At 63.7% G+C, this 23,102-nt stretch carries 27 protein-coding genes; 13 read left to right on the forward strand and 14 right to left on the reverse strand.

Going from position 1 to position 23,102, the window contains the following annotated elements; translation table 11 throughout:
* The first annotated feature begins 84 nt into the window (after window positions 1-84).
* The gene (locus tag C9427_RS25040; protein ID WP_107651780.1) at window positions 85-756 is read left to right on the forward strand and encodes a GntR family transcriptional regulator; all 672 of its coding nucleotides are present in this window, start codon (window positions 85-87) and stop codon (window positions 754-756) included.
* A 39-nt stretch (window positions 757-795) separates the two neighbouring features.
* On the opposite strand, the gene C9427_RS25045 is transcribed toward C9427_RS25040, so the two are convergent.
* Genes C9427_RS25045 through C9427_RS25065 form a run of 5 tightly spaced genes read right to left on the reverse strand, consistent with a single transcriptional unit; the run spans window position 796 to window position 5,381 of the window.
* Window positions 796-1,782, reverse strand: a complete 987-nt coding sequence (locus C9427_RS25045; RefSeq protein ID WP_107651754.1) for a branched-chain amino acid ABC transporter permease — start codon at window positions 1,780-1,782, stop codon at window positions 796-798.
* A 1-nt stretch (window position 1,783) separates the two neighbouring features.
* Window positions 1,784-2,671, reverse strand: coding sequence for a branched-chain amino acid ABC transporter permease (locus C9427_RS25050; RefSeq protein WP_107651755.1), 888 nt, complete (start codon window positions 2,669-2,671; stop codon window positions 1,784-1,786).
* A gap of 7 nt (window positions 2,672-2,678) precedes the next feature.
* On the reverse strand, window positions 2,679-3,383 hold the full coding sequence (locus C9427_RS25055) for an ABC transporter ATP-binding protein (protein ID WP_107651756.1): 705 nt from the start codon (window positions 3,381-3,383) through the stop codon (window positions 2,679-2,681).
* On the reverse strand, window positions 3,376-4,173 hold the full coding sequence (locus tag C9427_RS25060; RefSeq protein WP_107651757.1) for an ABC transporter ATP-binding protein: 798 nt from the start codon (window positions 4,171-4,173) through the stop codon (window positions 3,376-3,378). Before C9427_RS25060 ends, C9427_RS25055 begins: the two co-directional genes overlap by 8 nt.
* On the reverse strand, window positions 4,173-5,381 hold the full coding sequence (locus C9427_RS25065; protein ID WP_107651758.1) for an ABC transporter substrate-binding protein: 1,209 nt from the start codon (window positions 5,379-5,381) through the stop codon (window positions 4,173-4,175). Before C9427_RS25065 ends, C9427_RS25060 begins: the two co-directional genes overlap by 1 nt.
* Before the next feature lie 373 nt (window positions 5,382-5,754).
* Between C9427_RS25065 and C9427_RS25070 the strand changes: the two genes are divergently transcribed.
* Window positions 5,755-6,315: a LysE family translocator gene (locus C9427_RS25070; RefSeq protein WP_107651759.1), complete on the forward strand. Its 561-nt coding sequence runs from the start codon at window positions 5,755-5,757 to the stop codon at window positions 6,313-6,315.
* Window positions 6,316-6,333: 18 nt separating this feature from the next.
* Here C9427_RS25070 and C9427_RS25075 read toward each other — a convergent pair whose 3' ends face one another.
* The 3 genes from C9427_RS25075 to C9427_RS25085 all read right to left on the reverse strand — a co-directional run bounded on the left by C9427_RS25075 (window position 6,334) and on the right by C9427_RS25085 (window position 8,002).
* Window positions 6,334-6,930 (reverse strand): YdeI/OmpD-associated family protein, encoded by a 597-nt coding sequence (locus C9427_RS25075; RefSeq protein WP_107651781.1) that lies wholly within the window; start codon window positions 6,928-6,930, stop codon window positions 6,334-6,336.
* A 100-nt stretch (window positions 6,931-7,030) separates the two neighbouring features.
* On the reverse strand, window positions 7,031-7,228 hold the full coding sequence (locus tag C9427_RS25080) for a tautomerase family protein (RefSeq protein WP_107651760.1): 198 nt from the start codon (window positions 7,226-7,228) through the stop codon (window positions 7,031-7,033).
* Between the two features lie 33 nt (window positions 7,229-7,261).
* Window positions 7,262-8,002, reverse strand: a complete 741-nt coding sequence (locus tag C9427_RS25085; RefSeq protein ID WP_107651761.1) for an SDR family oxidoreductase — start codon at window positions 8,000-8,002, stop codon at window positions 7,262-7,264.
* A 100-nt stretch (window positions 8,003-8,102) separates the two neighbouring features.
* On the opposite strand from C9427_RS25085, the gene C9427_RS25090 reads away from it, so the two are divergent.
* Both C9427_RS25090 and C9427_RS25095 read left to right on the forward strand, forming a co-directional pair.
* Window positions 8,103-9,008 (forward strand): LysR family transcriptional regulator, encoded by a 906-nt coding sequence (locus C9427_RS25090; protein ID WP_107651762.1) that lies wholly within the window; start codon window positions 8,103-8,105, stop codon window positions 9,006-9,008.
* Between the two features lie 124 nt (window positions 9,009-9,132).
* Window positions 9,133-9,759, forward strand: a complete 627-nt coding sequence (locus tag C9427_RS25095; protein WP_107651763.1) for a hypothetical protein — start codon at window positions 9,133-9,135, stop codon at window positions 9,757-9,759.
* A gap of 39 nt (window positions 9,760-9,798) precedes the next feature.
* On the opposite strand, the gene C9427_RS25100 is transcribed toward C9427_RS25095, so the two are convergent.
* Window positions 9,799-10,701, reverse strand: a complete 903-nt coding sequence (locus C9427_RS25100; RefSeq protein WP_107651764.1) for a S1C family serine protease — start codon at window positions 10,699-10,701, stop codon at window positions 9,799-9,801.
* A gap of 272 nt (window positions 10,702-10,973) precedes the next feature.
* Here C9427_RS25100 and yghU point away from each other — a divergent pair, with 272 nt between their 5' ends.
* The gene (gene yghU, locus C9427_RS25105; RefSeq protein WP_107651765.1) at window positions 10,974-11,840 is read left to right on the forward strand and encodes a glutathione-dependent disulfide-bond oxidoreductase; all 867 of its coding nucleotides are present in this window, start codon (window positions 10,974-10,976) and stop codon (window positions 11,838-11,840) included.
* A gap of 21 nt (window positions 11,841-11,861) precedes the next feature.
* Here the strand turns inward: yghU and C9427_RS25110 are convergent, their stop codons facing one another.
* Entirely contained in the window at window positions 11,862-12,632 is a 771-nt protein-coding gene (locus tag C9427_RS25110) for a hypothetical protein (RefSeq protein WP_107651766.1), read from the reverse strand.
* A 624-nt stretch (window positions 12,633-13,256) separates the two neighbouring features.
* On the opposite strand from C9427_RS25110, the gene C9427_RS25115 reads away from it, so the two are divergent.
* Window positions 13,257-13,997: a sulfotransferase family protein gene (locus tag C9427_RS25115; protein ID WP_107651767.1), complete on the forward strand. Its 741-nt coding sequence runs from the start codon at window positions 13,257-13,259 to the stop codon at window positions 13,995-13,997.
* A gap of 116 nt (window positions 13,998-14,113) precedes the next feature.
* Here C9427_RS25115 and minE read toward each other — a convergent pair whose 3' ends face one another.
* From minE to minC, 3 genes are read right to left on the reverse strand one after another with little or no spacing between them, the layout of a single operon-like run.
* A complete protein-coding gene (gene minE / locus C9427_RS25120; protein ID WP_107651768.1) occupies window positions 14,114-14,386 on the reverse strand; it encodes a cell division topological specificity factor MinE in 273 nt (90 codons plus the stop codon).
* Window positions 14,383-15,198 (reverse strand): septum site-determining protein MinD, encoded by an 816-nt coding sequence (gene minD / locus C9427_RS25125; RefSeq protein ID WP_008876959.1) that lies wholly within the window; start codon window positions 15,196-15,198, stop codon window positions 14,383-14,385. Before minD ends, minE begins: the two co-directional genes overlap by 4 nt.
* Before the next feature lie 28 nt (window positions 15,199-15,226).
* Window positions 15,227-15,964, reverse strand: coding sequence for a septum site-determining protein MinC (gene minC, locus C9427_RS25130; protein WP_107651769.1), 738 nt, complete (start codon window positions 15,962-15,964; stop codon window positions 15,227-15,229).
* Between the two features lie 334 nt (window positions 15,965-16,298).
* Between minC and C9427_RS25135 the strand changes: the two genes are divergently transcribed.
* The 6 genes from C9427_RS25135 to C9427_RS25160 all read left to right on the forward strand — a co-directional run bounded on the left by C9427_RS25135 (window position 16,299) and on the right by C9427_RS25160 (window position 22,276).
* Complete coding sequence (locus tag C9427_RS25135; protein ID WP_107651770.1) at window positions 16,299-17,018, forward strand: FadR/GntR family transcriptional regulator; 720 nt, start codon at window positions 16,299-16,301, stop codon at window positions 17,016-17,018.
* A gap of 55 nt (window positions 17,019-17,073) precedes the next feature.
* A complete protein-coding gene (locus C9427_RS25140) occupies window positions 17,074-18,048 on the forward strand; it encodes a sialic acid TRAP transporter substrate-binding protein SiaP (RefSeq protein WP_107651782.1) in 975 nt (324 codons plus the stop codon).
* 83 nt (window positions 18,049-18,131) lie between these two features.
* Window positions 18,132-18,704 (forward strand): TRAP transporter small permease, encoded by a 573-nt coding sequence (locus C9427_RS25145; protein WP_107651783.1) that lies wholly within the window; start codon window positions 18,132-18,134, stop codon window positions 18,702-18,704.
* Between the two features lie 4 nt (window positions 18,705-18,708).
* Entirely contained in the window at window positions 18,709-20,115 is a 1,407-nt protein-coding gene (locus C9427_RS25150) for a TRAP transporter large permease (protein ID WP_107651771.1), read from the forward strand.
* Window positions 20,112-21,161, forward strand: a complete 1,050-nt coding sequence (locus C9427_RS25155; protein WP_107651772.1) for an L-idonate 5-dehydrogenase — start codon at window positions 20,112-20,114, stop codon at window positions 21,159-21,161. Before C9427_RS25150 ends, C9427_RS25155 begins: the two co-directional genes overlap by 4 nt.
* Before the next feature lie 194 nt (window positions 21,162-21,355).
* Window positions 21,356-22,276: a DMT family transporter gene (locus tag C9427_RS25160; RefSeq protein ID WP_107651773.1), complete on the forward strand. Its 921-nt coding sequence runs from the start codon at window positions 21,356-21,358 to the stop codon at window positions 22,274-22,276.
* A 111-nt stretch (window positions 22,277-22,387) separates the two neighbouring features.
* On the opposite strand, the gene C9427_RS25165 is transcribed toward C9427_RS25160, so the two are convergent.
* Window positions 22,388-22,711: a DUF2934 domain-containing protein gene (locus C9427_RS25165; RefSeq protein ID WP_107651774.1), complete on the reverse strand. Its 324-nt coding sequence runs from the start codon at window positions 22,709-22,711 to the stop codon at window positions 22,388-22,390.
* Between C9427_RS25165 and C9427_RS25170 the strand changes: the two genes are divergently transcribed.
* Window positions 22,694-22,990, forward strand: coding sequence for a hypothetical protein (locus C9427_RS25170; protein WP_146172592.1), 297 nt, complete (start codon window positions 22,694-22,696; stop codon window positions 22,988-22,990). The two genes, C9427_RS25165 and C9427_RS25170, sit on opposite strands and share 18 nt — an antisense overlap.
* Window positions 22,991-23,102 lie beyond the last annotated feature (112 nt).

Consider the following 23,102-nt stretch of genomic DNA (forward strand, 5'->3'; position numbering starts at 1 on the left):
AATCATGATTTAGATTTCTGCTAATACCGAGAAGGCTCGCTCTGCGGTCAGAGTGGCCGCTGCGAACGGCGCGAGGACTTGAAGATGCTCAACCCGGCTGACTATGGCGGCAAGGAAGCCGACATCGTGCGGGCGCTGGAGGAAGACATCATCTTCGGCAGGCTGGAGCCCGGCGCGCGACTGGTCGAGGACGTGCTGCTCGCCCGCTTCCCGGTGTCGCGCCACACCATCCGCCAGGCGCTCTACCAGCTCGAAAAGCTCGGCGTCGTCACCCGCGAGCGCAACAAGGGCGCGGCGGTGCGGCGGCTGTCGCCGGACGAAGTGCGCCAGATCTACGAAGTGCGCGAACTCCTGCAGCGGCAGGCGGCGCTGATGATCCCGCTGCCGGCGAGCGAGGCCTTGATCGCCGAACTGATGGAGATCCACCGCGCCTACAGCGCCCATGTCGACGCCCACTATCTGCGCGGCATCCATGAGACCAACGACCGCTTCCACCTGACCATGTTGTCTGCCTGCGGCAACGACTACCTGGTGTCGTCGATCGATCATTACATGCGGCTCAGCCTGCCGGTGCGGGCCAACTCGCTGGCGGACCGCGAGGAGCTCGAAGTCTCGCGCCAGCACCACTGGCTCATGATCGAGGCAATGAAGCGTAGGGACAATTGGGTGCTGGCCCAGCTCTGCGTCGACCATCTGCAGCCGAGCAAGGTGTTTTACCTCAAGGAAATCGAGAAGACGGGCGAAGACGCGGTATAGGGCGCGCGGCCTTCGCGCAAGCAGCTCAATCTGGCGCAATCAGCCCTTGCCGCCCTCGCCCCCTTCAGCCGGTGCCAGCCACCGCGCATAGAGTTCGCCGACGATGCCGCGCCTGAAGATGAGCACGCAGATCATGAAGATCAGCCCGGTGGCGATGGTCACCGGAAAGCCCGACGTGGCAAGCGTGTTTTCCAGGCCGACGACGAGGCCGGCGCCGACGGCCGGCCCGGCCATGGTGCCGATACCGCCGAGCAGGTTCATCAAGATGACCTCGCCCGACATCTGCCAGGTGACGTCGGTGAGCGTCGCGAACTGGAACACGATTGCCTTTGTGGCGCCCGCAAGCCCCGCCAACGCCGCCGACATGACGAAGGCGGCAAGCTTGTACCGTCCGACCGAATAGCCGAGCGAGATGGCGCGGTTTTCGTTCTCGCGGATCGAGCGCAGGATCATGCCGAAGGGCGAATTGACGATGCGCCAGATGGCGAACACGCCGATCAGGAAGATGGCCAGCACGACATAGTACATGTTCATCGCAACATTCAGGTCGAGGATGCCGAAGAGAGTGCCGCGCGGCACACCCTGGATGCCGTCCTCGCCTTCGGTGAACGGCGCCTGCACGCAGAAGAAGTAGAACATCTGCGCCAGCGCCAGCGTGATCATGGCGAAATAGATGCCTTGCCGGCGAATGGCGAAGAAACCCATGACCAGCCCGAGCACCGCCGCGCCGCCCATGCCGAGCAGAATGCCGGCCTCGGGCGGCCAGCCCCATGCCTTGACGGCATAGGCGCAGAAATAGGCCGCTCCCCCGAAAAAGGTGGCATGGCCGAAGGAGAGCAGCCCGGTATAGCCGAGCAGCAGGTTGAAGGCGCAGGCAAACAGCGCGAAGCACAGCATCTTCATGATGAAGATCGGGTAGACGAAGAAGGGCGCCGCAATCAGCGCCACTATGCCCAGCGCCACCAAGGCCCGTTCCAGCCTGACCGAGGCAGCGTTGCGCTCGTCTTGAAGCGTCAGTTCGCTCATCTCAGGCATCCCTTCCGAACAGGCCGGCCGGCCGCAACAGAAGCACGATCGCCATGATGACGAAGACGACGAGGTTCGACGCCTCGGGATAGAACACCTTGGTCAGGCCCTCGGCGAGGCCGAGCATGTAGCCGGTGACGATGGCACCGAGGATCGAGCCCATGCCGCCGATCACGACGACCGCGAAGACGACGATGATCAGATCCGACCCCATCAGCGGGCTGACCTGGTAGACGGGCGCCGCCAGAATGCCGGCAAGGCCGGCGAGTGCCGCGCCAAGCCCGTAGGTGAGCGTGAGCAGCAGCGGCACGTTGACGCCGAACGCCTGGACGAGTTCCGGATTCTCCGTCGCGGCGCGCAGGTAGGAGCCGAGCCTGGTCTTCTCGATCAGGAGCCAGGTGCCGATGCAGACGACAAGCGAGGCCACCACGACCCAGCCGCGATAGTTGGGCAGGAACATGAAGCCGAGATTGGTGCCGCCGGCAAGCAGCGACGGCACGGCATAGGGATTGCCCGAGACGCCGTAGTAGAACCGGAACACGCCTTCGATGACCAGCGCCATGCCGAACGTGAAGAGCAGGCCGTAGAGCGGATCGAGCCGGTAGAGCCTGGACAGCGCCGCGCGTTCGACCGCCATGCCGAAGACGCCGACGGCAAGCGGCACCAGGATCAGCGCCGGCAAATAGCCGATGCCGAGATGGACGAGCAGGAGATAGCCGATGAAGGCGCCGAGCATGTAGAGCGCGCCATGGGCGAAATTGATGATGCGCAGCAGGCCGAAGATGACGGCCAGCCCGAGGCTGAGCATGGCGTAGAAGGAGCCGTTGATCAACCCGACCAGCAACTGTCCGAGCAGGGCCTGGATGGGGATGCCGAAGATCATCGTCATGGCGCCGTCATACCCCCAGCACCTCGTGCAGCGTTTCGGTGTGCGCGGCGAGTTCCGCGACCGGGAACCCCTCCAGCACCTTGCCGTGCTCCATCAGATAGAAGCGGTCGGCAATGCGGGCGGCGAAGCGGAAATTCTGCTCGACCAGCAGGATCGTCATGCCGCGCTTCTTCAAGGTCGCCAGCAATTCGCCGATGCGCTGCACGATGACCGGCGCGAGACCCTCGGTGGGTTCGTCGAGAAGCAGCATCTGCACGCCCGTCCGCAAGATGCGGGCGATCGCCAGCATCTGCTGTTCGCCGCCGGACAGCCTGGTGCCCGGGCTGTTGCGGCGCTCCTTCAGATTGGGGAAGAGGTCGAATATCTCCTCGACGCTCATGCCGCCCTCGGCCACCACCGGCGGCAGGACCAGGTTCTCGTCGACGCTCAGCGTGGCGAAGATGCCGCGTTCCTCGGGCACGAAGCCGAGGCCCTGATGGGCGACGCGGTGCAACGGCAGGCCGATCAAGTCGCTGCCGTTGAAGAAGACGCTTCCCTCTCGCTTGCGAACCAGCCCCATGATGGCGCGCAGCGTGGTGGTCTTGCCGACGCCGTTGCGGCCGAGCAAGGTCACGGTCTCGCCGCGATAGACGTCGAGGTTCACGCCATGCAGCGCATGGCCCTCGCCGTACCAGGCATGGAGGTCGCGCACGGCAAGCAGCGGCTCACTCATGCTCCGTCCCCATATAGGCGACCCGGACCCGCTCATCCTGGCTCACCGTCGCATAATCGCCGGCCGCAAGCACCTCGCCGCGCTGCATCACAGTGATCCAGTCGCAGAGATCGGCGACAACGGTCAGATTGTGCTCGACCATCAGCACGGCGCGATCGCGCGCCAGCCCACGGATGATCCCGGAGATCGTGCCGACATCCTCGTGCCCCATGCCGGCCATCGGCTCGTCGAGCAAAAGCACCTTCGGGTCGAGCGCCAGCGTGGTGGCGATCTCCAGCACGCGCTTCCTGCCATAGGAGAGATCGCCGGCGAGCCGGTGCGCCGCATCGTCGAGGCCGACGATGCCGAGCAACTCCCGCGCCCGCGGCGTGAGTTCGTCGAGCGCCGCCAGCGAGCGCCAGAACTGGAAGCCCAGCCCGCCCGGCCGCTGCAGCGCGACGCGCACATTGTCGAGGACGCTCAGATGCGGAAAGATCGCCGATATCTGGAACGAGCGGACCAGGCCCATCCGCGCCACCCTGGCCGGCGAGGTCCGGGTGATGTCCGTGCCCAGCAGTTCGATCCTGCCGCTGGTCGGCTGCAGGAATTTTGTCAGCAGGTTGAAGATGGTGGTCTTGCCGGCGCCGTTCGGCCCGATCAGCGCGTGGATCTTGCCGTGGTGGACGTCGAGGTCGACGTCCTTCACCGCGACGAAACCGGCGAAGTCGCGCCTGAGGCCGCGGGCGGAAAGCACCACCCGCGGCCTGTCCTCAGCACTGTCCGGCCGGGCGGCCAGAGCCGTTGCCGACATCACTTGGTGACGAGCGGGCAGCCGCTATCCTCGGCCTTCATGAAGGCCTGGTCGCCCGGAATGGTCGCGAGATAGGTGTAATAGTCCCAGTCTTTCTTGCTCTCCTCTGGCTTCTTGACCTGATAGAGATACATGTCGTGCACCATCGAGCCGTCGGCCTGCACCTTGCCGTTGGCGGTGAAGACGTCGTCGACCGGCATCTCGTGCAGTTGCTTGGCCACCGCCTCGGTCTCGTCGGTGCCGGCCTTGTCGATGGCCTTCAGATACTGCGTCACCGCCGAATAGGTTCCGGCCTGGATCATGTTCGGCATCCTGTTGGTGCGCTTGAAGAAGCGGTCGGCGAAATCGCGGCTCTTGTCGTCGCGGTCCCAGTAATAGCCTTCGGTCAGCACGACGCCCTGTGCTGCCTGCAGACCAAGCCCGTGCACCTCGGCCAGCGTGAACAGAAGTGCGGCGAGCCGCTGGCCGCCGGCGACGAGGCCGAACTCAGCCGCCTGCTTGATCGAGTTGGAAGTGTCGAGGCCGGCATTGGCAAGGCCGATGATCTTGGCGCCGGAAGACTGCGCCTGCAGCAGGAAGGACGAATAGTCTGTAGAGCCCAAGGGATAACGCACCTCGCCCAGCACCTTGCCGCCGCTCGCCTCGACGACCTTGGCGGTCTGCTCCTTCAGCGAATAGCCGAAGGCGTAGTCGACGGTGATGAAATACCAGCTGTCGCCGCCCTGCTGCACCAGCGCGCCGCCGGTGCCGACTGCCTGGGAATGGGTGTCGTAGGCCCAGTGGAAACCATAGGGCGAGCATTGCTTGCCGGTAAGGTCGGTCGAAGCCGCGCCAGTGACGATGTCGATCTTCTTCTTTTCCTTGGAAAGGCCCTGCACGGCAAGCGCCACCGAGGACGTCGTCAGTTCCATGATCGCATCGACCTGCTCGGTGTCGTACCATTGGCGCGCGATGTTGGAGGCTATGTCCGGCTTGTTCTGGTGGTCGGCGCTGATGACCTCGATCGGCGCGCCCTGGACCTTGCCGCCAAAATCCTCGACGGCCATCTTGGCTGCCTCGACCGACCATTTGCCGCCGAAATCGGCGTAGACGCCCGACTGATCGTTGAGGATGCCGATCTTGACCTTGCCGTCGGAGATTTCGCCCGCTGCCGCAGGCATCGCGGTCGCCGCCAGCAGCGCGACAGAAACGAGATAGGACGCTTTCACCGGTATTTTCCTCCCTTATGGCCAACCGCGGCAAACGCGGCAGCCTGACCATGGTTCAACTTGACCGTCCGATTTCTTGAGAATACGGGCAGCGTCCCGCTTGCTATTCCTCCATCTAGCGGGATCACGCCGCTGCGTGCCTGGGATGCACGGGCAGCGAGCCTAGCATCCACCCCAAGGCCCGAGAATGCTATTTTCGTAGCATGCCGCGCCCCGCCCCGGCTGGTTGGTCACGACTGCGTGAGGGGTCGCCCCTGGCGATGGTGGCATTGCCCGCCCTCACTTTGAAGGAGCGGCAGCGTATCAACTCGACACCCGGGGCCGCTGCCGCTAACGGTGCCAGCGACTGACTTTGCACAGGACAACGGCCGGGATGCTCGACCTCGATCTGCTGGCACTGGGCGGGCTGCTGCTGACGCCGGGACCAACCAACATTCTGCTGGCCTTTTCGGCTGTTTCATCGGGGCTGCGGCGCGCTGTCCCGATGCTGGGCGCGGCCGTGCTCGCCTATGTGGTGGTGATCTTGGCGGTTGCCGCACTCACTGCCCTGGTCGCGACAGGCAGCCAGGTCGAAATACGGACCGGCATGAAGATCTGCGCCGTTCTGTGGCTGCTCTGGCTTGCCTACCGCGTCTGGACAGGGAGTGACGATGGTATCGATGGCCGGCTTGTGACGGCGAGGCAGGTTTTCGTTACCACGCTCGTCAACCCCAAGGCGATGATCGTCGCCCTGCTCGTTCAGTCCGAGGGCACGACGATCCGGTTTCTGGTCGAGATCGCCGTGCTTGTCTGCCTGGCCGGGGCCGCCTGGATCGTCACCGGGCTTGTGGTTCGCCGCAGCGGCTCCAGCCTTCTCAGCCAGCGGTTATTGCGACGAGCAAGCGCTATTTGCCTCGCCGGTTTCGGGATCATCCTTGCGGGCGCGGGCCTGTAGACCGCCCAGCGGCCAGGTTTACCTCTTCCCCTGCGGGTAGATCGTCTCGCCGCGCTTCAGCATCTCGACAAAGGTCTCGATCTTCTTCCTGCGTCCGGCTTCGGTCTTCATATTGTGCGTGCGGAAGGCGAGCGCGAAGCGGTTCTGCGCGCTGAGCCTGGCCAGCATCTCCCTCGCCTTCGGCTCGGCGTCGATCGCCGCCTGGAGATCGCTCGGGATCTGCATATCCCCGCTTCTGTAGGCGCGGTCCCAGCGACCGTCGGCCTTGGCCGCCTCGACCTGTATCAATCCGTGCCCGGTCATCCGCCCCTCCTCGATCAGCCGGGCGACATTGTCGATGTTGATCTGGCTCCAGATGCTTCTCCTGCCGCGCGGCGTGTAGCGCTGCAGATAGCTTTTCTCGTCGAGCCCCTTGCGCACGGCATCGATCCAGCCAAAGCACAGCACCACGTCGATCGCCTCCTTCTGCGTGATCGACGCCAGCCCCGAACCCACCTTGTGGATTTTGATCCAGACCTCGGTTTCCGTGTCGTGATGCTTGCCGAGCCAGGCATGGAAACTCCCGGCATCCTTGAATTCGTGCACCTTGTCTGGGTCGACCTTGACCGGGGCCATTAGAAGACGCGCCTTTGTGGAAGCGCCATCGATTTCCTCCTCGCTGCCCGCCTTCACATGATGAAGCAGCAACCAAGCCGCCGTTGCAAGGCTGGCGACTTCACCCCTCCGGAATCCTGAACACCACATCGGCCCGGCCGTAGCCGCCATCGGCGACCTCCTCGATCAGCACCATCGTGTAGGGGCGCACGTTTTCGCCGAACATCTCGACGAACAGGGCTGTGGTCTTGTGGACGAGGTCCTCCTTCTGTCCGGTGGACAGCGCGCGCTCAGGCACCTTGAAATTTGCAAACGGCATGATGTCGATTTCCTGTGGGTTGTTGGAGAAAAGTCAGACCGTGCCGCCATTGGCGCGCAGCACCTGGCCGTTGATCCAGCCGCTGTCCGGTCCGGCGAGGAACGATACAACGCCGGCGATGTCGGCGGGCTGGCCGAGCCGGCCCAGCGGGATCATCTTGGTGATCGTCTCGACCAGCGCGTCGGACTTGCCGCCGAGGAACAGCTCGGTCGCCACCGGCCCCGGCGCCACGACATTGACGGTAATGCCGCGCGGCCCGAGTTCCTTGGCCAGCACATGCGTCATCGCCTCAACGCCGGCCTTGGTCGCGGCGTAAACACCGTAGGTCGGCTGGTAGAGCCCGACCACGCTGGACGAGAAGCTGATGATGCGGCCGCCGTCGCGCAGCCTTCTTGCGCCCTCGCGCATGCCGCGGAAGACGCCGCCGAGGTTCACCGCGACCTGCTGCTCGAAGCCGGCGTCGTCCATCTGCGCGAGCGGCGAAAGCTTCATGATGCCGGCATTGTTGACCAGCACGTCGAGACCGCCAAAGGCCTGCTCGGCTGCGTCGAACAAACGCGCCATGCCCTTGGGATCGCCGACATCGGCCTGGACGGCGATCGCCGTGCCGCCCGCCGCCTCGATCTCGCGCACCACGCCTTCGGCGGCTTCGGCGCCCCTGGCGTAGTTGACGACGACTGAAAAACCGTCGCGCGCCAGCCTCCTGGCGATTTCGGCGCCTATGCCTTTCGAGGCGCCGGTCACCAGCGCCGCCTTTCCATTCTGCCTGGTCATGTCAGCTCTCCAATTCTTGTCGACTTAAAATAGGCGATAAATCTTGCGGGATAATCGCCCAGGACTTGCCAACACCATTCGGATATGGCGAACAATTGACATGGACAGTCTCGACCGGATGCGCCTCCTTGTCCGCGTGATCGAGCGCGGCAGCTTCACCGCGGCCGCCGCCGACCTCGGCCTGTCGCGCTCGACCGCGACCGAGGCGATCAAGGAACTGGAGGCGCGGCTGGGGGTCAGGCTGCTCGAGCGCACGACGCGTCACGTCACCCCGACGCTGGACGGCCAGGCCTATTACCAGCGCTGCCTCGCCATCCTCGCCGATGTCGAGGATGCCGAGGCCGGCCTTCAGTCGGCGCAGCCGCAAGGCCTTTTGAGGATCGACGTGCACGGCTTCATGGCCCGCCACTTCATCCTGCCGCGGCTCGCCGAATTCCTCGACCGCTACCCCAGGATCGACCTGCATATCGGCGATGGCGACCGGCTGGTCGACCTGGTGCGTGAAGGCGTCGACTGCGTGCTGCGCTCCGGCGAACAGGCCGGCAGCGGCATGATCGCGCGCCGGGTGGCAACATTGCGCGAAGTCACCTGCGCCAGCCCCGCCTATCTCGAAAAGCACGGCATGCCGACAACCCCTGACGATCTTGGAGGCCATCTGATGGTCGGCTTCCGCTCGTCGCGGACCGGCGAGGTGATGCCGCTCGAATTCACCATTGGCGACGCGTTGCGCCATGTCACGCTGCCGAGCCGGGTAACGGTCAACGGCTCCGATACGATGGCGGAACTGGCACGCCTCGGCTTCGGCCTGGTGCAGGCGCCGCACTATCGCTTCGCCGCGGATCTCGCCAAGGGCATTCTTGTCGAAGTGCTGCCGGAATTTCCGCCGGCGCCGACGCCGGTATCGGCGCTCTACCCGCAGAACCGCCAGCTCGCGCCGCGCGTACGCGTGTTCATCGACTGGGTGACCGGGATATTTGGCGAGGACAAGACATCAGGCCGAGCATAGTCAAACGCCTGGACGCTGTTCCTCGACGCCCATGGCGGATCTCCGCGCAGTGATGTAACTTCCGCAAAATCTTCTATCGTCCTGTTTTCATTCCAGACATTTCACCCCCACCTCGGGATATGCCATGCGATCGATGCTTGTCGGCCTTGCCTTGCTGCTGGCAAGTTCTCCACTCTGCGGCGCGGCCATGGCCGAACCGATCGAAAGCCAGAAGATCATCACAGCGCTTACCGGCGACTTCAACGGCGACGGCGCCACCGACCTGGCGATGATCGTCGAGACCGAGCCCACCGACCCGATGGACATGTATTTCTTCCTTGGGGATAAGGAGCACAATTTTCTCAAGCCGGCCGGCATCGTGCGTGAGCGGATCTACGGGGAATGGAACGGCTACGACCGGCCGGGCTATGAGGCCTCCGACACCGAGCCGGAGCTGACCGCGCTGCCCAACGGCTCGATCAGGCTGTATCTGCCGGCGATGCCGCAAGGCAGCGAGCGCACCAACGAGACGCTGACGATAGAATGGCGCAACGGCGCCTTCATCGTCGCCGGCTATGCCTATGATTATCACGACTATCTGAAGGACAATGTCGAAAGCGCCTGCGACTACAACGTGCTGACCGGCAAGGGCAAAAGCAGCAAGAAACAGCCGGACGGCACGACGGTGCACAAGACCGTGTCGGTCGAAGGCAAGGTCATCCCCTTCGCGGAATGGAATACAGGCACGGGCTTTGCCGCTTGCGGTGAGTGATCGTCGGAAGGCGAATGCCGGGGCAGTTCCTACGCCTCGCTACTGCAAATGCGGCTTCTTCAGAAAACTGTTGCGGTCGGCGGATTTTACCCGCAGCCAGGTTTCGCGGCCATCGCGCACCACCCGCAAGGGGATCTCCGCGCCGGCCGGGTTCTGCCACAGCTTGCGATAGAAATCGGCCAGACCGTCGACCTCGCCGTCGCGCACATCCGAGATGATGTCGCCCTGGCGCAGGCCGGCCTGGGCCGCCGGGCCGCCTTCGGCGACGCTCATCACCACGACCTCGCCATTGCTCTCGGCCGAGAAGGCGCCGAGCCATGGGCGCGGCGGCTTGGCGACCTGGCCGCGCGTCAGGAGATCGTCGAGAATGGGCGGCAAAAGGTTGATCGGCACGATCATGTTGATATCGGCGACCTCGCCATTGCGGCTCATCTGCAGGAGCAGCGAGCCGATGCCGAGCAGGCTGCCATCCTGTCCGATGAGGGCGGCACCGCCCCAGGACGGATGCGCCGGCGCGGTGAAGATCGCCTCATCCAGCAGATACTCCCAATAGCCGGCGAATTCCTGCTTGGTGACGATATGCGCCCTGACCGAGCGGCCGACGCCGTCGGCGAGCACGACCGGATCGCCCACACCGGCCTTGGCCGCGTCGCCGAGGGCCACCGCGGGCAGCCCGAGGGGGGCCAGCGCCTGTACCAGGCCGAAGCCGGTTTCCTGGTCGTAGGCGAGCGCATGCGCCGGCACCACGCGACCGTCATGGCTGGTCAGCCACACCTCCTCCGCCTCGGTGATGAGATAGCCGATGGTGAGCACCAGCCCGTCGTCGCGGATGACGACGCCGCTGCCTTCCCGGCTTGTACCCAGCGCATTGGCGGTGAAGGCATCGTCGGGAATTGAGGCGCGCACGGCCACGATGGACCGCAAGATAGTATCGATAGGCATGCTTTTGTCCCGGCAATGATCATGAGGGCCGGCTAGGCCCGGTATCCTCTATAGGTATGGCGCTCATGGTCGCGCGCAAGGGCAGACTTCGTTTGTCTCCCTTGTGGGAGAAGGAGGACCTCGCGCCGGCTTCAACAATAGTTCAACGCAAGTTGAACTTTCCGCCATCCGCGCTATCTGTAGCTTGGTGTAGACCAATCCTATCCGAACCGACCTCTGATCGCGCAAACTGCCCTGCCAAGACCCTCCCGCCAAAAACGAGGCCTCCCGAGATGACCGAATACACACCGCCGAAAGTATGGACCTGGAACAAGGCGAATGGCGGCGCCTTCGCCTCGATCAACCGGCCGATCGCCGGCCCGACGCATGACAAGGAACTGCCGGTCGGCAAGCATCCGCTGCAGCTCTACTCCCTGGCGACGCCGAACGGCGTCAAGGTGACGATCATGCTGGAGGAGCTTCTGGCGCTCGGCCATAGCGGCGCCGAATACGACGCCTGGCTGATCCGCATCAATGACGGCGACCAGTTCGGCAGCGGCTTCGTCGAGGTCAATCCCAACTCCAAGATCCCGGCGCTGATGGACCGCAGCGGCAAGAAGCCGATCCGCGTCTTCGAGTCCGGCTCGATCCTGGTCTATCTCGCCGAGAAATTTAGCGAATTCCTGCCGACCGAGCAGCCGGCGCGCGCCGAAACCTTGTCATGGCTGTTCTGGCAGATGGGCTCGGCCCCCTATCTCGGCGGCGGCTTCGGCCATTTCTATGCCTATGCCCCGGAAAAGATCGAATATGCCATCGACCGCTTCGCCATGGAGGTCAAGCGCCAGTTGGACGTGCTCGACCGGCGGCTTGCCGAGACCGAATATCTGGCCGGCGCCGACTACACCATCGCCGACATGGCGGTGTGGCCCTGGTATGGCGGACTGGCGCTCGGCCGCATGTACAACGATTCCGGCGAGTTCCTCTCGGTGCAGGAATACAAGAACGTCCAGCGCTGGGCCGACGCCATCGACGCGCGGCCTGCGGTGCAGCGCGGCCGCATGGTCAACCGAGCCTTCGGCGAACCCGCCATGCAGCTGCACGAGCGCCACGACGCCAGCGATTTCGAGACCAGGACGCAGGACAAGCTCGCGGCTGAGTGAGCTGAGCGCTCAAGCTGCCGGTTAGGCCCTCTCCACAGCCGACATCCACAGCCGGTCGATATCGGCGAGATACGTCTCGTCGATCTCGTCGAGATGCTTCCAGTACATGCCGTCCTCGTAGAAATAGCCAAGGTCTTGTTCGATCTCCTCGGCCCTGTCGGCCTTGTCGAGTTCGATGCCGGCAAGAATCTCCGCCTTCATTGCGGCAATTCTCGAATGGGAAAGTCCGCTCAATTCATCGACTGCCAGCCTGGGCAGGATCAGCCGGCTGCGCGGCAGGTTGGACAGGTTGACGCACAGGCAATCCCGCCTGAGCGCCTGGACGAGCAGGCGCGCCGACTTGGCCTCGAGATTGCGCAGCGTCGGGTCGTCACGCAGCGGATCGGCACGGCCGATGCCGTAGAAATGCGTGTTGCCGGGCTGGTCGTAGATCATGTCGCAGCCGAGGAACGCCAGCACGTCGGGCTTCTGGCTGTGGATGGTCCAGTAGGCTGCCGTCATCGCCATGGTGCCGCCGGCATAGACGAAGCCGCCAAAGGCGTTCTGCGCCGGCACGTAATGCGCGGCGCTGAAAATCTCGGCCTGCCGCAGGACGTCGCCCCGGGGCAGCCGGTCCGGCGGGAAATCACCGGCATGGACGAGGAAATCCCAGTCGGGGCGCACGCGCCAGGCGTTGTTGATGGCGACGATCCTGCTGAAGGCCTGCTTTGGCCAGGTCTCGCAGCGCACCACATCGGGCGCGCTGCCAAGCAAAAGGATCACGCGTGGCGATCCGGAAGCGTCAATGGCCATGCCATTCCTCATTCGACCGGCGCGCATCCGATAGTGCCTTACCGACCTGTCGTCGGACGGCTTTTACATCTCCAGGCTGCCATCGGCCAGTGCCCATCTGAACCGCCAGCCGGCGCGGCCGGAAGCATCGGAATTCCACCCCGGACGAGGTCGGGCAGGCCGCGGGTAACGTTTTACATCGGCCCTCCTCTAGCCCATAAGTATCAGAGCGATATATATTGTTTGACTAAAGTAACGGAACGTCCAATGCACGTTCCCAGAACCTAACAAGTCCGCACCTAACTACGAGCACCAGGTCTAGACCATCAGGTCTATTGGTTAACGGACCCGAAGACATTTCAACAATTCCTAATGATTCGTGGCACTCGCCGGTCGCGACGCTCCCTGGCGTCCGCTGGCCCCCTCAAAAAAGCAGCAAAATCCGTTACGGGCAGGGATGATGGAAATTCGTTGCGCGCCGACGCGTCTGGGCGCACCATAATCGCCGTGGACTGACATAAAAGAGTATGAGTCCATCGCATCTGCCGCGAAATTAGAATCGATTTTCGGAAAAGGCACGATGCGGATTCGAGGGGGTCCTTTGCGCGTCCAGGACGCGCGACGCTCCGATCGGGGGGATGGGGAATGACGCTCAAGCTCATCGGGGCCGGTTTCGGCCGCACCGGCACATGGTCGACCTTCGCCGCGCTGAACCGGCTCGGTCTGCCCTGCTATCACATGCAGGAAGTGATCCTGAACAAGGCCAACAAGGGCCATCTCGACTTCTGGCGCATGGTGGCGAACAGCCCGCCGGGCAGCAGGCAGGACTGGAACCGGGTCTTTGCCAACTACACCGCGACGGTCGACAATCCAGGATGCTGCGTGTGGAAGGAATTGCTGGCCGCAAACCCCGACGCCAAGGTGCTGCTGACGTTGCACCCGCGCGGCGCCGAAGCCTGGTACGACAGCACGATCGACACGATCTACTTCACCGAGAATGTCTGGCAGTTCAAGATCCTGGAGTGGCTGACGCCGTTCGGTGCAAAATTCGGCGACATGTCGCGCAAGCTGATCTGGGGCCGTACGCTGGCCGGCGTGATGGGCGACCGCGACAAGGCAGTCGCGCGCTACAACGCCTACACCGAGGAGGTAAGGGCCGCCGTGCCGCCGGAAAAGCTGCTGGTGTTCAAGGTGACCGATGGCTGGGGACCGCTCTGCCGGTTTCTCGGCGTGGCCGAACCGGCCGAGCCGTTCCCGAACCTTAATGACCGCGAAAGCGTCAAGAAGATCATCCGCGACATCATCAAGGGCGCCTACATCATGCTGGGCCTGTTGCTGGCCGGCGTGCTGGCGGTGCTTGGCCTGCTGTGGTGGTGGCTGGGGTAGCGGCGGCGGGATGCCGGCGCCGCTCCACCAAGACAACAGTGCTGCCATTCGGGTCGGCAGAGGTGGGGCTGGTAAGGCACCGCCTCCCCGCCCAAGATCAGGCGCGAGAGGGCAGTTTATCCCGCCATCGCCAGCGGGGCTGCACTCTTGTTGGGGATCTGGATATCGATCTCCAGCGTCGACATCGTCTGGCCGCGATCCATCGAGACCTTCAGATAATCCTGGTCGATCTGCACGTGCTTGGCGATGACCGCCATGATCTCCTCGCGCAGGATGGAAACCAGATCTGGCTGGCTGCGGCTGCGGCGCTCATAGGCGAGCAGCACCTGCAGCCGCTCGCGCGCCACCGGCGCGCTGCCGCGCCGCCTGAAGAGTTCGAGCAGGTTCATGCCGCCCTCCTTCCCAACAGCCGGTCGAGGAAGCCCTTGCGCTCGAACGGCACGACGACCGGCAAGTCCTCGCCCTCGAGCCTTTTGGCCGCGTCGATATAGGCGCGGGCGGCGGAATTCAGGGGTTCGCTGAGCGTCACCGGCGAACCGAGGTTGGAAGCCCTGAGCACGTCCTGGCTCTCGGGGATGATGCCCAAGAGAGGCGTCGACAGGATTTCCAGCACATCGTCGATGTTGAGCATCTCGCCGCGCGCGGCGCGCCCCGCATCGTAGCGCGTGACCAGCACGTGCTTGGCGATCTGCTCGCCCTGCTCGGCCTTCATGGTGCGGGCGTCGAGCAAGCCGATGATGCGGTCGGAATCGCGCACCGAGCTGACTTCCGGGTTGGTGACGATGACCGCCTCGTCGGCAAAGCGCATGGCCAGCTGCGCGCCACGCTCGATGCCGGCCGGGCTGTCGCAGAAGACATAGTCGAACACCGAGCGCAGCCGCTCGATCACCTCGCCGACGCCCTCCTCGGTCAGCGCATCCTTGTCGCGCGTCTGCGAGGCCGGCAGCAGGAACAGCGTCTCGACCCGCTTGTCGCGGATCAGTGCCTGCGAGAGTTTCGCCGAACCCTGGATGACGTTGACCAGGTCGAAGACCACGCGCCGCTCGGCGCCCATGATCAAATCGAGATTCCTCAAGCCGACGTCGAAGTCGACCAGGGCCACCTTCTTGCCGGTTTTGGCGACCGCGGCGCCCAGTGCCGCCGTCGAGGTCGTCTTGCCGACGCCCCCCTTGCCCGACGTGACCACCACTACCTTGCCCATGAAAAATGCCTCCTTTGTTGTTGTCTTGTCAGCCGAGCGCCGCGATGCGCAGCGTGTCATTGTCGAGAAATGCCTGGACCGCCTTGCCGCGCACGGACGGCTCCATCTCCTCGGCGGTGCAGTACCAGCCATCCACCGACAGCAATTCGGCTTCGTTCCTGCGGCAGAAGATGCGCGCCGCCGAATTGCCGAGCACGCCGGCCGAAGCGCGCCCGCGCAGCGTGCCATAGACATGGATGGAACCGGAGGCGACGATCTCGGACCCGGAGGCGACGGAACCCAGCACGATGACGTCGCCATGCGCGTGGAACACCGACTGGCCCGAGCGGATCGGCGTCTTGACCATCAGCGTGTCGCCGCCCAGCCGCGTCTGACTGCCCTCGTCCGCCTTCGCCTCTTCCGGCTTGCCCGCGGCAGCCTTGGCGCCGGCCAGCAGTCCGTCCGACGTCGCCTCCTTGGCGCCGATCAGCGCCGGCGGCAGGTGGGCGCCAAGTGCCGCGCCGCCTTCGAGCTCGATGGCATAGATGCGGATGCCGCGATGGCCGAGCTCGACGACCAGCGTCTCGATCTGGCTCACCTCGGGCTTCAGCACATTGAGATCGAGCAGCACCGGGCGGCCGGTGAAATAGCCCGGCGAATTGCCGATCCAGCGGTCGAGGCTCTCCAGCCACTCCGAAAGCGGCGCTTCCGGCGTCAGCGTGAAGGCGACGAAGGAGCGGGCGCGAAAGCGGATGGATTTGGCCTCGAGGGGGGCGGCAAAGGTCACTGGCGGCGAATCCTTACTGAGTGGTTAAACGCTAGGCCAGGCATGGTTAACGAAAGGTTAATGGGCGGTGTTTTGTGGCCTCGCGAAATGGCGCGTTGCGACAGGAGCAAGCCGGCGCTCGGCACAAGAAGCGGGTAGTCGCCGCGTAGGTAGTCTGGCGTCGACTTTGGGCCGACTGCACCAGGCAGTTTTTGGGACACGAAGTAAGGAAGCTGCCAGCTTGCAGAGCGGAGATATCGGCATCGCTCTTGACTCGTGCTGTTCACCCGCTAAAGGTCAATTGGCCAGACCAATTTACCAAATTGGAGAGAAGACGACTTCGGGAGCAGGAGCGATGCCTATCCAGGCTGTTGAGCCGCGTCGGCTCTATCGACAGGTCGCCGATCAACTGAGGCAGCTGATCGGTTCTGGTGAGTTTGGCGTTGGCGATCGTCTGCCGACGGAGCGGGAATTGGCCGACCAGTTGGGAATCTCGCGTCCGACGGTGCGTGAAGCGCTAATTGCGCTCGAGGTTGAGGGCCGCATACGCATTCGCGTCGGCTCTGGCATCTACGTCACTGCCCCGCCGCGCGCCGAAATACTCGCCGCAGAAACGGATGAAGGCCCGTTCGAACTGCTGCGGGCGCGGGAGTTCATCGAAGGTGCGATCGCCGCGGAAGCCGCTCTCCAGGTTCGGCCGACCGATCTCGATCTGCTGGACGATGCGCTGCGCCGGATGGACGACATAAGCCTGCCTGCCACGACGACCATCATGCTTGACCGGGAATTCCATACGACGGTGGCGGGCATCCTCGGCAACGCGGTGCTGGTGCGTTTTATCGGCGAGATGTTCGACCAGCGCATGAACCCCTATTTCGAACGTCTCTCGAGCTATTTCGAGAACAAGGACTCATGGCGGGCCGCCGCGGCAGAGCATCGCGCGGTGCGCGACGCAATAGCGGCGCGCGATCCGGCAAGGGCAAAGGCGGCGATGCAGGAACATCTGCGTCGGTCGCAACTTCGATTCTCACGCAATTTCGGTGAGAGCCCCGCAACCATGGAGGTTGCTGAATAGAACCGGCCGGGAGGAGATCCGGCCGTCATCGGTCCAACCACAGGGAGGAATGAAGATGTTTTCAAGGTATACCGCACTGCTCTGCGCGATCGCCACGGTCGCTCTGCCCATGGCTTCGGCCTCGGCACAAACAGCGTTGAAATGGGCGCATGTGTATGAAACGTCCGAGCCCTTCCACACGGAGGCCGTGTGGGCGGCAGAAGAAATCAAGAAGCGCACCGACGGCCGCTATACGATCGACGTGTTTCCGGCGTCCCAACTCGGCAAGGAATCCGATATCAATCAGGGTCTGACCCTGGGCACGGTCGACATCATCATTTCCGGATCAAGCTTCGCGGCGCGCGAATACCCGCCGATCGGGGTGACCTATTATCCGTTCACCTTCCGCGACGCCGACCACCTGCTCGCTTACGCGAAAAGCGACAAATACAAGGAACTGACCCGCGGCTACGAGGAAGCATCCGGCCATCACATCACAGCAACGACCTACTACGGCACGCGCCATACCACCTCGAACCGGCCTATCGCGAAATGCGCGGACATGGCGGGCCTCAAGATCCGGGTGCCGGATGTGCCGGCCTACCTCGCAATGCCGCGCGCCTGCGGTGCCAACACTGCGCCGATCGCCTTCGCCGAGGTCTATCTGGCTTTGCAGCAGGGCACGGTCGAGGCACAGGAAAACCCGCTGACGACGATCGACGCGAAGAAATTCTACGAGGTGCAGAAGCACATCGTCCTGACCGGTCATATCGTCGACCATCTCAACACGATCGTGTCGAAATCGCGCTGGGCCGAGCTCTCTGACGCGGACAAGGCGATCTTCACCGAAGTGATGCAGGAAGCCGCCGCGCGCGCCACCAAGATCATCGTGGATCGCGAGAAGGGCCTCGTTCAGACCTTCAAGGACCGCGGCCTGACCGTGACCGAAGTCGATCGGGCCGACTTCGAGAAGAACGTGATGGAAAAAGTGACGTTCGAGGAGTTCGGCTACCGCAAGGCAGATTGGGAGGCGATCCGCGCCATCAAGTAATCGCTTTCAAACCGGTCCGGCGTATATGCGTCCGGACCGGTTTGGACAACGACAGCGCAGGTCGTTCAACCGGAGCCATGCCGATGACTGAAGAGATTCACAACCCGGTGACAGCCGAAGAACTGGCGCATGCCTTCGAGGAGGAGACCGCCCCTGTCGACCTCTCTCGCTACGCAGTCGAGGACTGGGCGACACTCGCAGTGTTCTGGGGCATGGCGCTCTGCGTCTTCCTGCAGTTCTTCACCCGCTATGTCCTCAACAACAGCTATGCCTGGACCGAAGAGATCGCGATCAACTGCCTTGTCGTCGTCGTGTTTCTGGGTTCCGTGATGTGCACCCGCATGTCGCGCCACATCCAGGTCGATGTGCTCTACCACTATCTGCCGGCGCGGGTCGGGCGCTATCTGGCGCTTGCGGTGAACCTGATCACCATCGGCTTTTTCGCCTACATGTCCTGGCTTCTGTGGCGCTATGTCGGGATCGTCCACCGCGAGCGGATGGTCACGATCGACCTGCCGCGCAACATCGTCTTCTACTCAGTGTTCGCCGGCTTCGTGCTGATGATGCTTCGCGCGGTCCAGGTGTTCGTCGGCAATGTCCGCCGCGGCTACTCGGTGCTCGAGCGCCCCGCCGCATTCGACGGGCTGGGGGAGTAGGGCGATGCTGCTTCTGATCGGTGCCTTTCTCGTCCTGATGCTAATCGGTGTGCCCGTCGCCGTGTCGATGGCCGTATCGTCGCTGCTTTACCTCGTCTTCTACGGTGTGGCGCCCGACATCATCGCCGCGCAGCGCATGATCGCCGGCGTCGAGAGTTTTCCGCTGCTCGCCGTGCCCTTCTTCATCTTTGCCGGCAATCTCATGAACATCGCCGGCGTCACCGGGCGCATCTATTCGTTCGCGCTGGCGCTTGTCGGGTGGATGAAGGGCGGCCTCGCTCAGGTGAACATTATCGGATCGGTGGTTTTCGCTGGCATGTCGGGCGCGGCCCTCGCGGATGCTGCCGGGATCGGCACGATCGAGATCAAGGCCATGCGTGATCACGGCTATCCGGTCGAGGCGGCTGTCGGCGTCACCGCTGCATCCTCGACGCTCGGCCCGATCTTTCCGCCGTCGCTGCCCTTTGTCATCTACGGTATGATGGCCAACGTCTCCATCGGTGCGCTGTTCATGGCAGGCATCCTGCCCGGCGTCGTCATGACGGTGCTGATGATGGTGACGGTCGCCATCTTCGCCTATCGCAGCGGCTGGGGCTCCGACACGCCGTTCGAACTGCGCAAACTCGGCGCCGCGTCTCTCGAGATACTGGTCGTCGGCTGCTTTCCGGTCCTGGTCTACATATTGGTGAGCGCCGGGTTGTCGCTCAACATCTCCGTCGGCATCGCTCTCGCGGTTCTGATCGCCTGCGACTGGTATTTCGACTTCTCCGCCGTGATGGCTTTGATGACGCCCATCATCCTGATCGGCGGCATGACAATGGGTTGGTTCACGCCAACCGAGGCGGCCATGGCCGCGGTCATCTGGTCGCTGTTCCTGGGGCTCGTGCGCTATCGCACGATGACTTTCGCAACGCTGGCCAAGGCCAGCTTCGACACGATTGAGACGACGGCGTCGGTTCTGTTCATCGTCACCGCAGCGTCGATCTTCGCGTGGCTGCTAACCGTCAGCCAAGCGGCGCAGATGTTCTCGATATTCATCACCTCGCTGACAGAGAACAAATGGGTGTTCCTGATTCTGATCAACATCCTGATGCTGGTGGTGGGATGCTTTCTTGATACCATCGCCGCGATCACCATCCTCGTGCCGATCCTGTTGCCCATCGTCGTCCTGTACGGCATCGACCCCGTGCACTTCGGCCTGATCATGACGCTCAACCTGATGATCGGCCTGCTGCATCCGCCGCTCGGCATGGTGCTGTTCGTTCTCTCGCGGATCGCCAAGCTGTCGGTCGAGCGCACGACGATGGCGATCCTGCCCTGGCTCGTGCCGTTGCTGGTGGCGCTGATCCTGATCACCTTCATTCCGGCCATCACGCTGTGGCTGCCGACACAAATGGGACTGATCAAATGACCGGCAATGTGATCGCCGCGACGTTGTTCAGCCCCGAAGACCTGCGCATGGTGGAGCGTCCGCTCGAACCCCTTGCGTCGGGCATGGTGCGCGTGCGTTTCGGCGCTGGCGGCATATGCGGCTCCGACCTGCACTATTTTCGCCATGCGCGAACCGGCGATTTCGTCGTCACATCTCCGCTCGTACTCGGTCACGAGGTTGCTGGAGAGATTGTCGAGATCAACGCAGCAGCACCCGGCCTTGCCATCGGTGACCGCGTTGCGGTCAACCCCTCGCGGTGGTGCGGGCACTGTGCGCGATGCGCCGAAGGCCGCCCCAATCTCTGCGAGAACATCTACTTCATGGGTTCGGCTTCCAGGACGCCGCATATGCAAGGCGGGTTCGCCAGCGTCTTCGACGCCACGCCGGCGCAATGCGTCAAGGTCCCGCGGCATGTGTCATATCAAGCGGCGGCGCTCGCCGAGCCGCTCGCCGTCAGCCTGCACGCAGTGGCGCGAGCCGGCGCGATCGCTGACAGGAATGTCATCCTCTTCGGCGCCGGGCCGATCGGACTTCTCACCATGCTCGCGGCCAGGTTCAAAGGCTGCGGCGGGATAACTGTCGCCGACATAGCCGCGGCGCCGCTCGCCTTCGCCACCCGGCTGGGTGCAGATCGGACGATCGATCTTTCCGGCGGCGATGCCGAACTCAAGGCGCTTGCCGCTGACAGACCATTCGATATTGCTTTGGAAATTTCAGGCACCGCGGCCGGCCTCACCGCGGCGATCGCCAGCGTCCGGCGCGGCGGCGTCGTCATCCAGGTCGGCAATCTGCCGGGCGGCCAGATCCCGGTACCGGGCAACGCCGTCATGGCCAAGGAGATCGACCTGAAGGGATCATTCCGTTTCGGCGCCGAATTCAATCACGCGGTCGCTCTCATCGTCGATGGAGAAGTCGAGGTCTTGAAGCTGGTTACCGCCGAACGCGTCCTTTCGTCCGCGCCCGAGGCCTTCCGCCTCGCCGCCGACCGCTCCCAAAGCGTCAAGGTTGTTCTGACTGCAGAGTGACCGAGGCGCATGCTGCGGCGCTGGGATCGCCTGGCGTCGCCATAAGCAGATTTCGCGGACCATGAAATGCGCGCCCTGCGAGCGGCACAACTCCGTGCCCAGATACTCCCACCTGCCCGCATTGGACCGCCATGTCGGCGGGACTGCCATCTGGTCATGCCGTTTGCTGTGAGATATCCGGCTGCAACCGTCACATGAGTTCAGCCGTGAAGACATCGAGCCTGACAGGCGCCCCGACGATCCCGGTGTTCATTTGCGCGCTGGCGATCTTCCTCCTGTCCGCGATGGATGTGGCGATGAAGGTCCTGGTTATCGCCGTGGGCGTCTACAACACTGTGCTGTGGCGCAGCATGCTGGCTACTTTGGTCGCGGGCGCAGGTTGGTCGGCGGGGCCGCGCTCACGGCCAACCGTTCCGGTGCTGGGGCTGCATGCGCTGCGCGCCGTGATCGTCGGCATCGTCATACTCTGCTTCTTCTGGGGGCTTGCCAGGCTGCCGCTGGCGGAGGCGATCGGGCTCAGCTTCATCGCGCCTCTGTTCGCGCTCTTCCTCGCCGCGCTGTTGCTGGGCGAACGCATCCGGCGGCAGGCGATCTGGGCGTCGATGGCCGGCCTCGCCGGCGTTGCGATCATCATGGCCGGCCAGTTTGGACGGGCAAGCTATTCGCAGGACGCCGTGCTGGGCACGGCAGCCGTGCTCGTATCGACGGTGTTCTACGCCTACAATCTGGTGCTCGCCCGGCAACAGGCGCTGCTGGCCAAGCCAATCGAGATCATGTTCTTCCAGAACCTCGCCATTGCAATCATCCTCGGCCTCGCCGCGCCATGGCTCGCCGTCGCGCTGCCGGCCGATCTCTGGCTTCCCCTGGCCGGGGTGACGGCGCTGTCGCTTGTCGGCCAATTCATGATGAGCTGGTCCTACGCCCGCGCCGAAGCGCAATATCTGATCCCGACGGAATATTCGGCCTTCATCTGGGCGGTGGCGCTTGGCTGGCTCATCTTCGACGAGGCGGTTACCTGGACCACGCTGGCAGGGGCATGCCTGATCATCGCCGGCTGCTTGATCGCCATGCGTGCGAACCCGAAACTTGCCGAACCAATCGAGGCAACAATCTGAGGAACTCGCTACGCTTGCGAGTCATCGGCTGCGTCAAGATGCGGGCCTGCGTCAGCTACGCACCCTCGGGTCAGGCCCGTGGGCATGCTTTTGCGCGACCTGCATTGCAAGCTAAAGCCGCCGTCTCGCCTCGAGGCTGCGCGCGGCCTGCTCGATTGCCGCGCGGTCGCCGCCCAGCCTGTCGATCAGCTCCTGCGCCTCATCGCCCGATACGCCGGTGCGCATGGCCAGCACTTCGACCGTCAGAACATCGGAGCTGGCGATCTCGCCGGTTTCAGGCAAGGCATCGTCCGCGGTCAGCGGCAAAGCGGCTTCCCGGTCGATTTCCGCCTCGGCCTGGTGCCAGTGCCGCTCGTGATCGCCGTGCATGCCACCCTCGCGTTGCCAGATCTGGTGTGCCCGCTCCTGGATTTTGTCGTGCCGATCATCGCCCATTTTTCTGCTCCTCCGTTGCGTCCCTCCTTGAACGCCGCACGCGCCCGAACGATCCAAGGAATTTGCGCGATGGCGCGAGACAGACCGGCCTATTCATCGAAGGACCGGGCGTCCGACACCGAGGCCCTGCAAAGGATCAAGGCCCGTCCCGACATCCTGAAAAAGGTGCAGAAGGCAATGCGGCAAGGCATGACGCTGGTCACCACGGACGATTCCAGCAATTCAGGCAACCGCAGCGCCGACAATTTCACGATCTTTACAGGCACGGGCCTGTACTGAGGCAGGTCCCGCAAAAGCGCCCTGCGGATTGCGCGCAGGGTAATCGCATATGGAAGCGCGAAGCCCCCTCTCCGTCTCGGCTTCGCCGAGCCACCTCTCCCCCATTTCATGG

The sequence above is a fragment of the Mesorhizobium helmanticense genome, from assembly GCF_003034915.1.
Taxonomy (GTDB): domain Bacteria; phylum Pseudomonadota; class Alphaproteobacteria; order Rhizobiales; family Rhizobiaceae; genus Mesorhizobium; species Mesorhizobium helmanticense.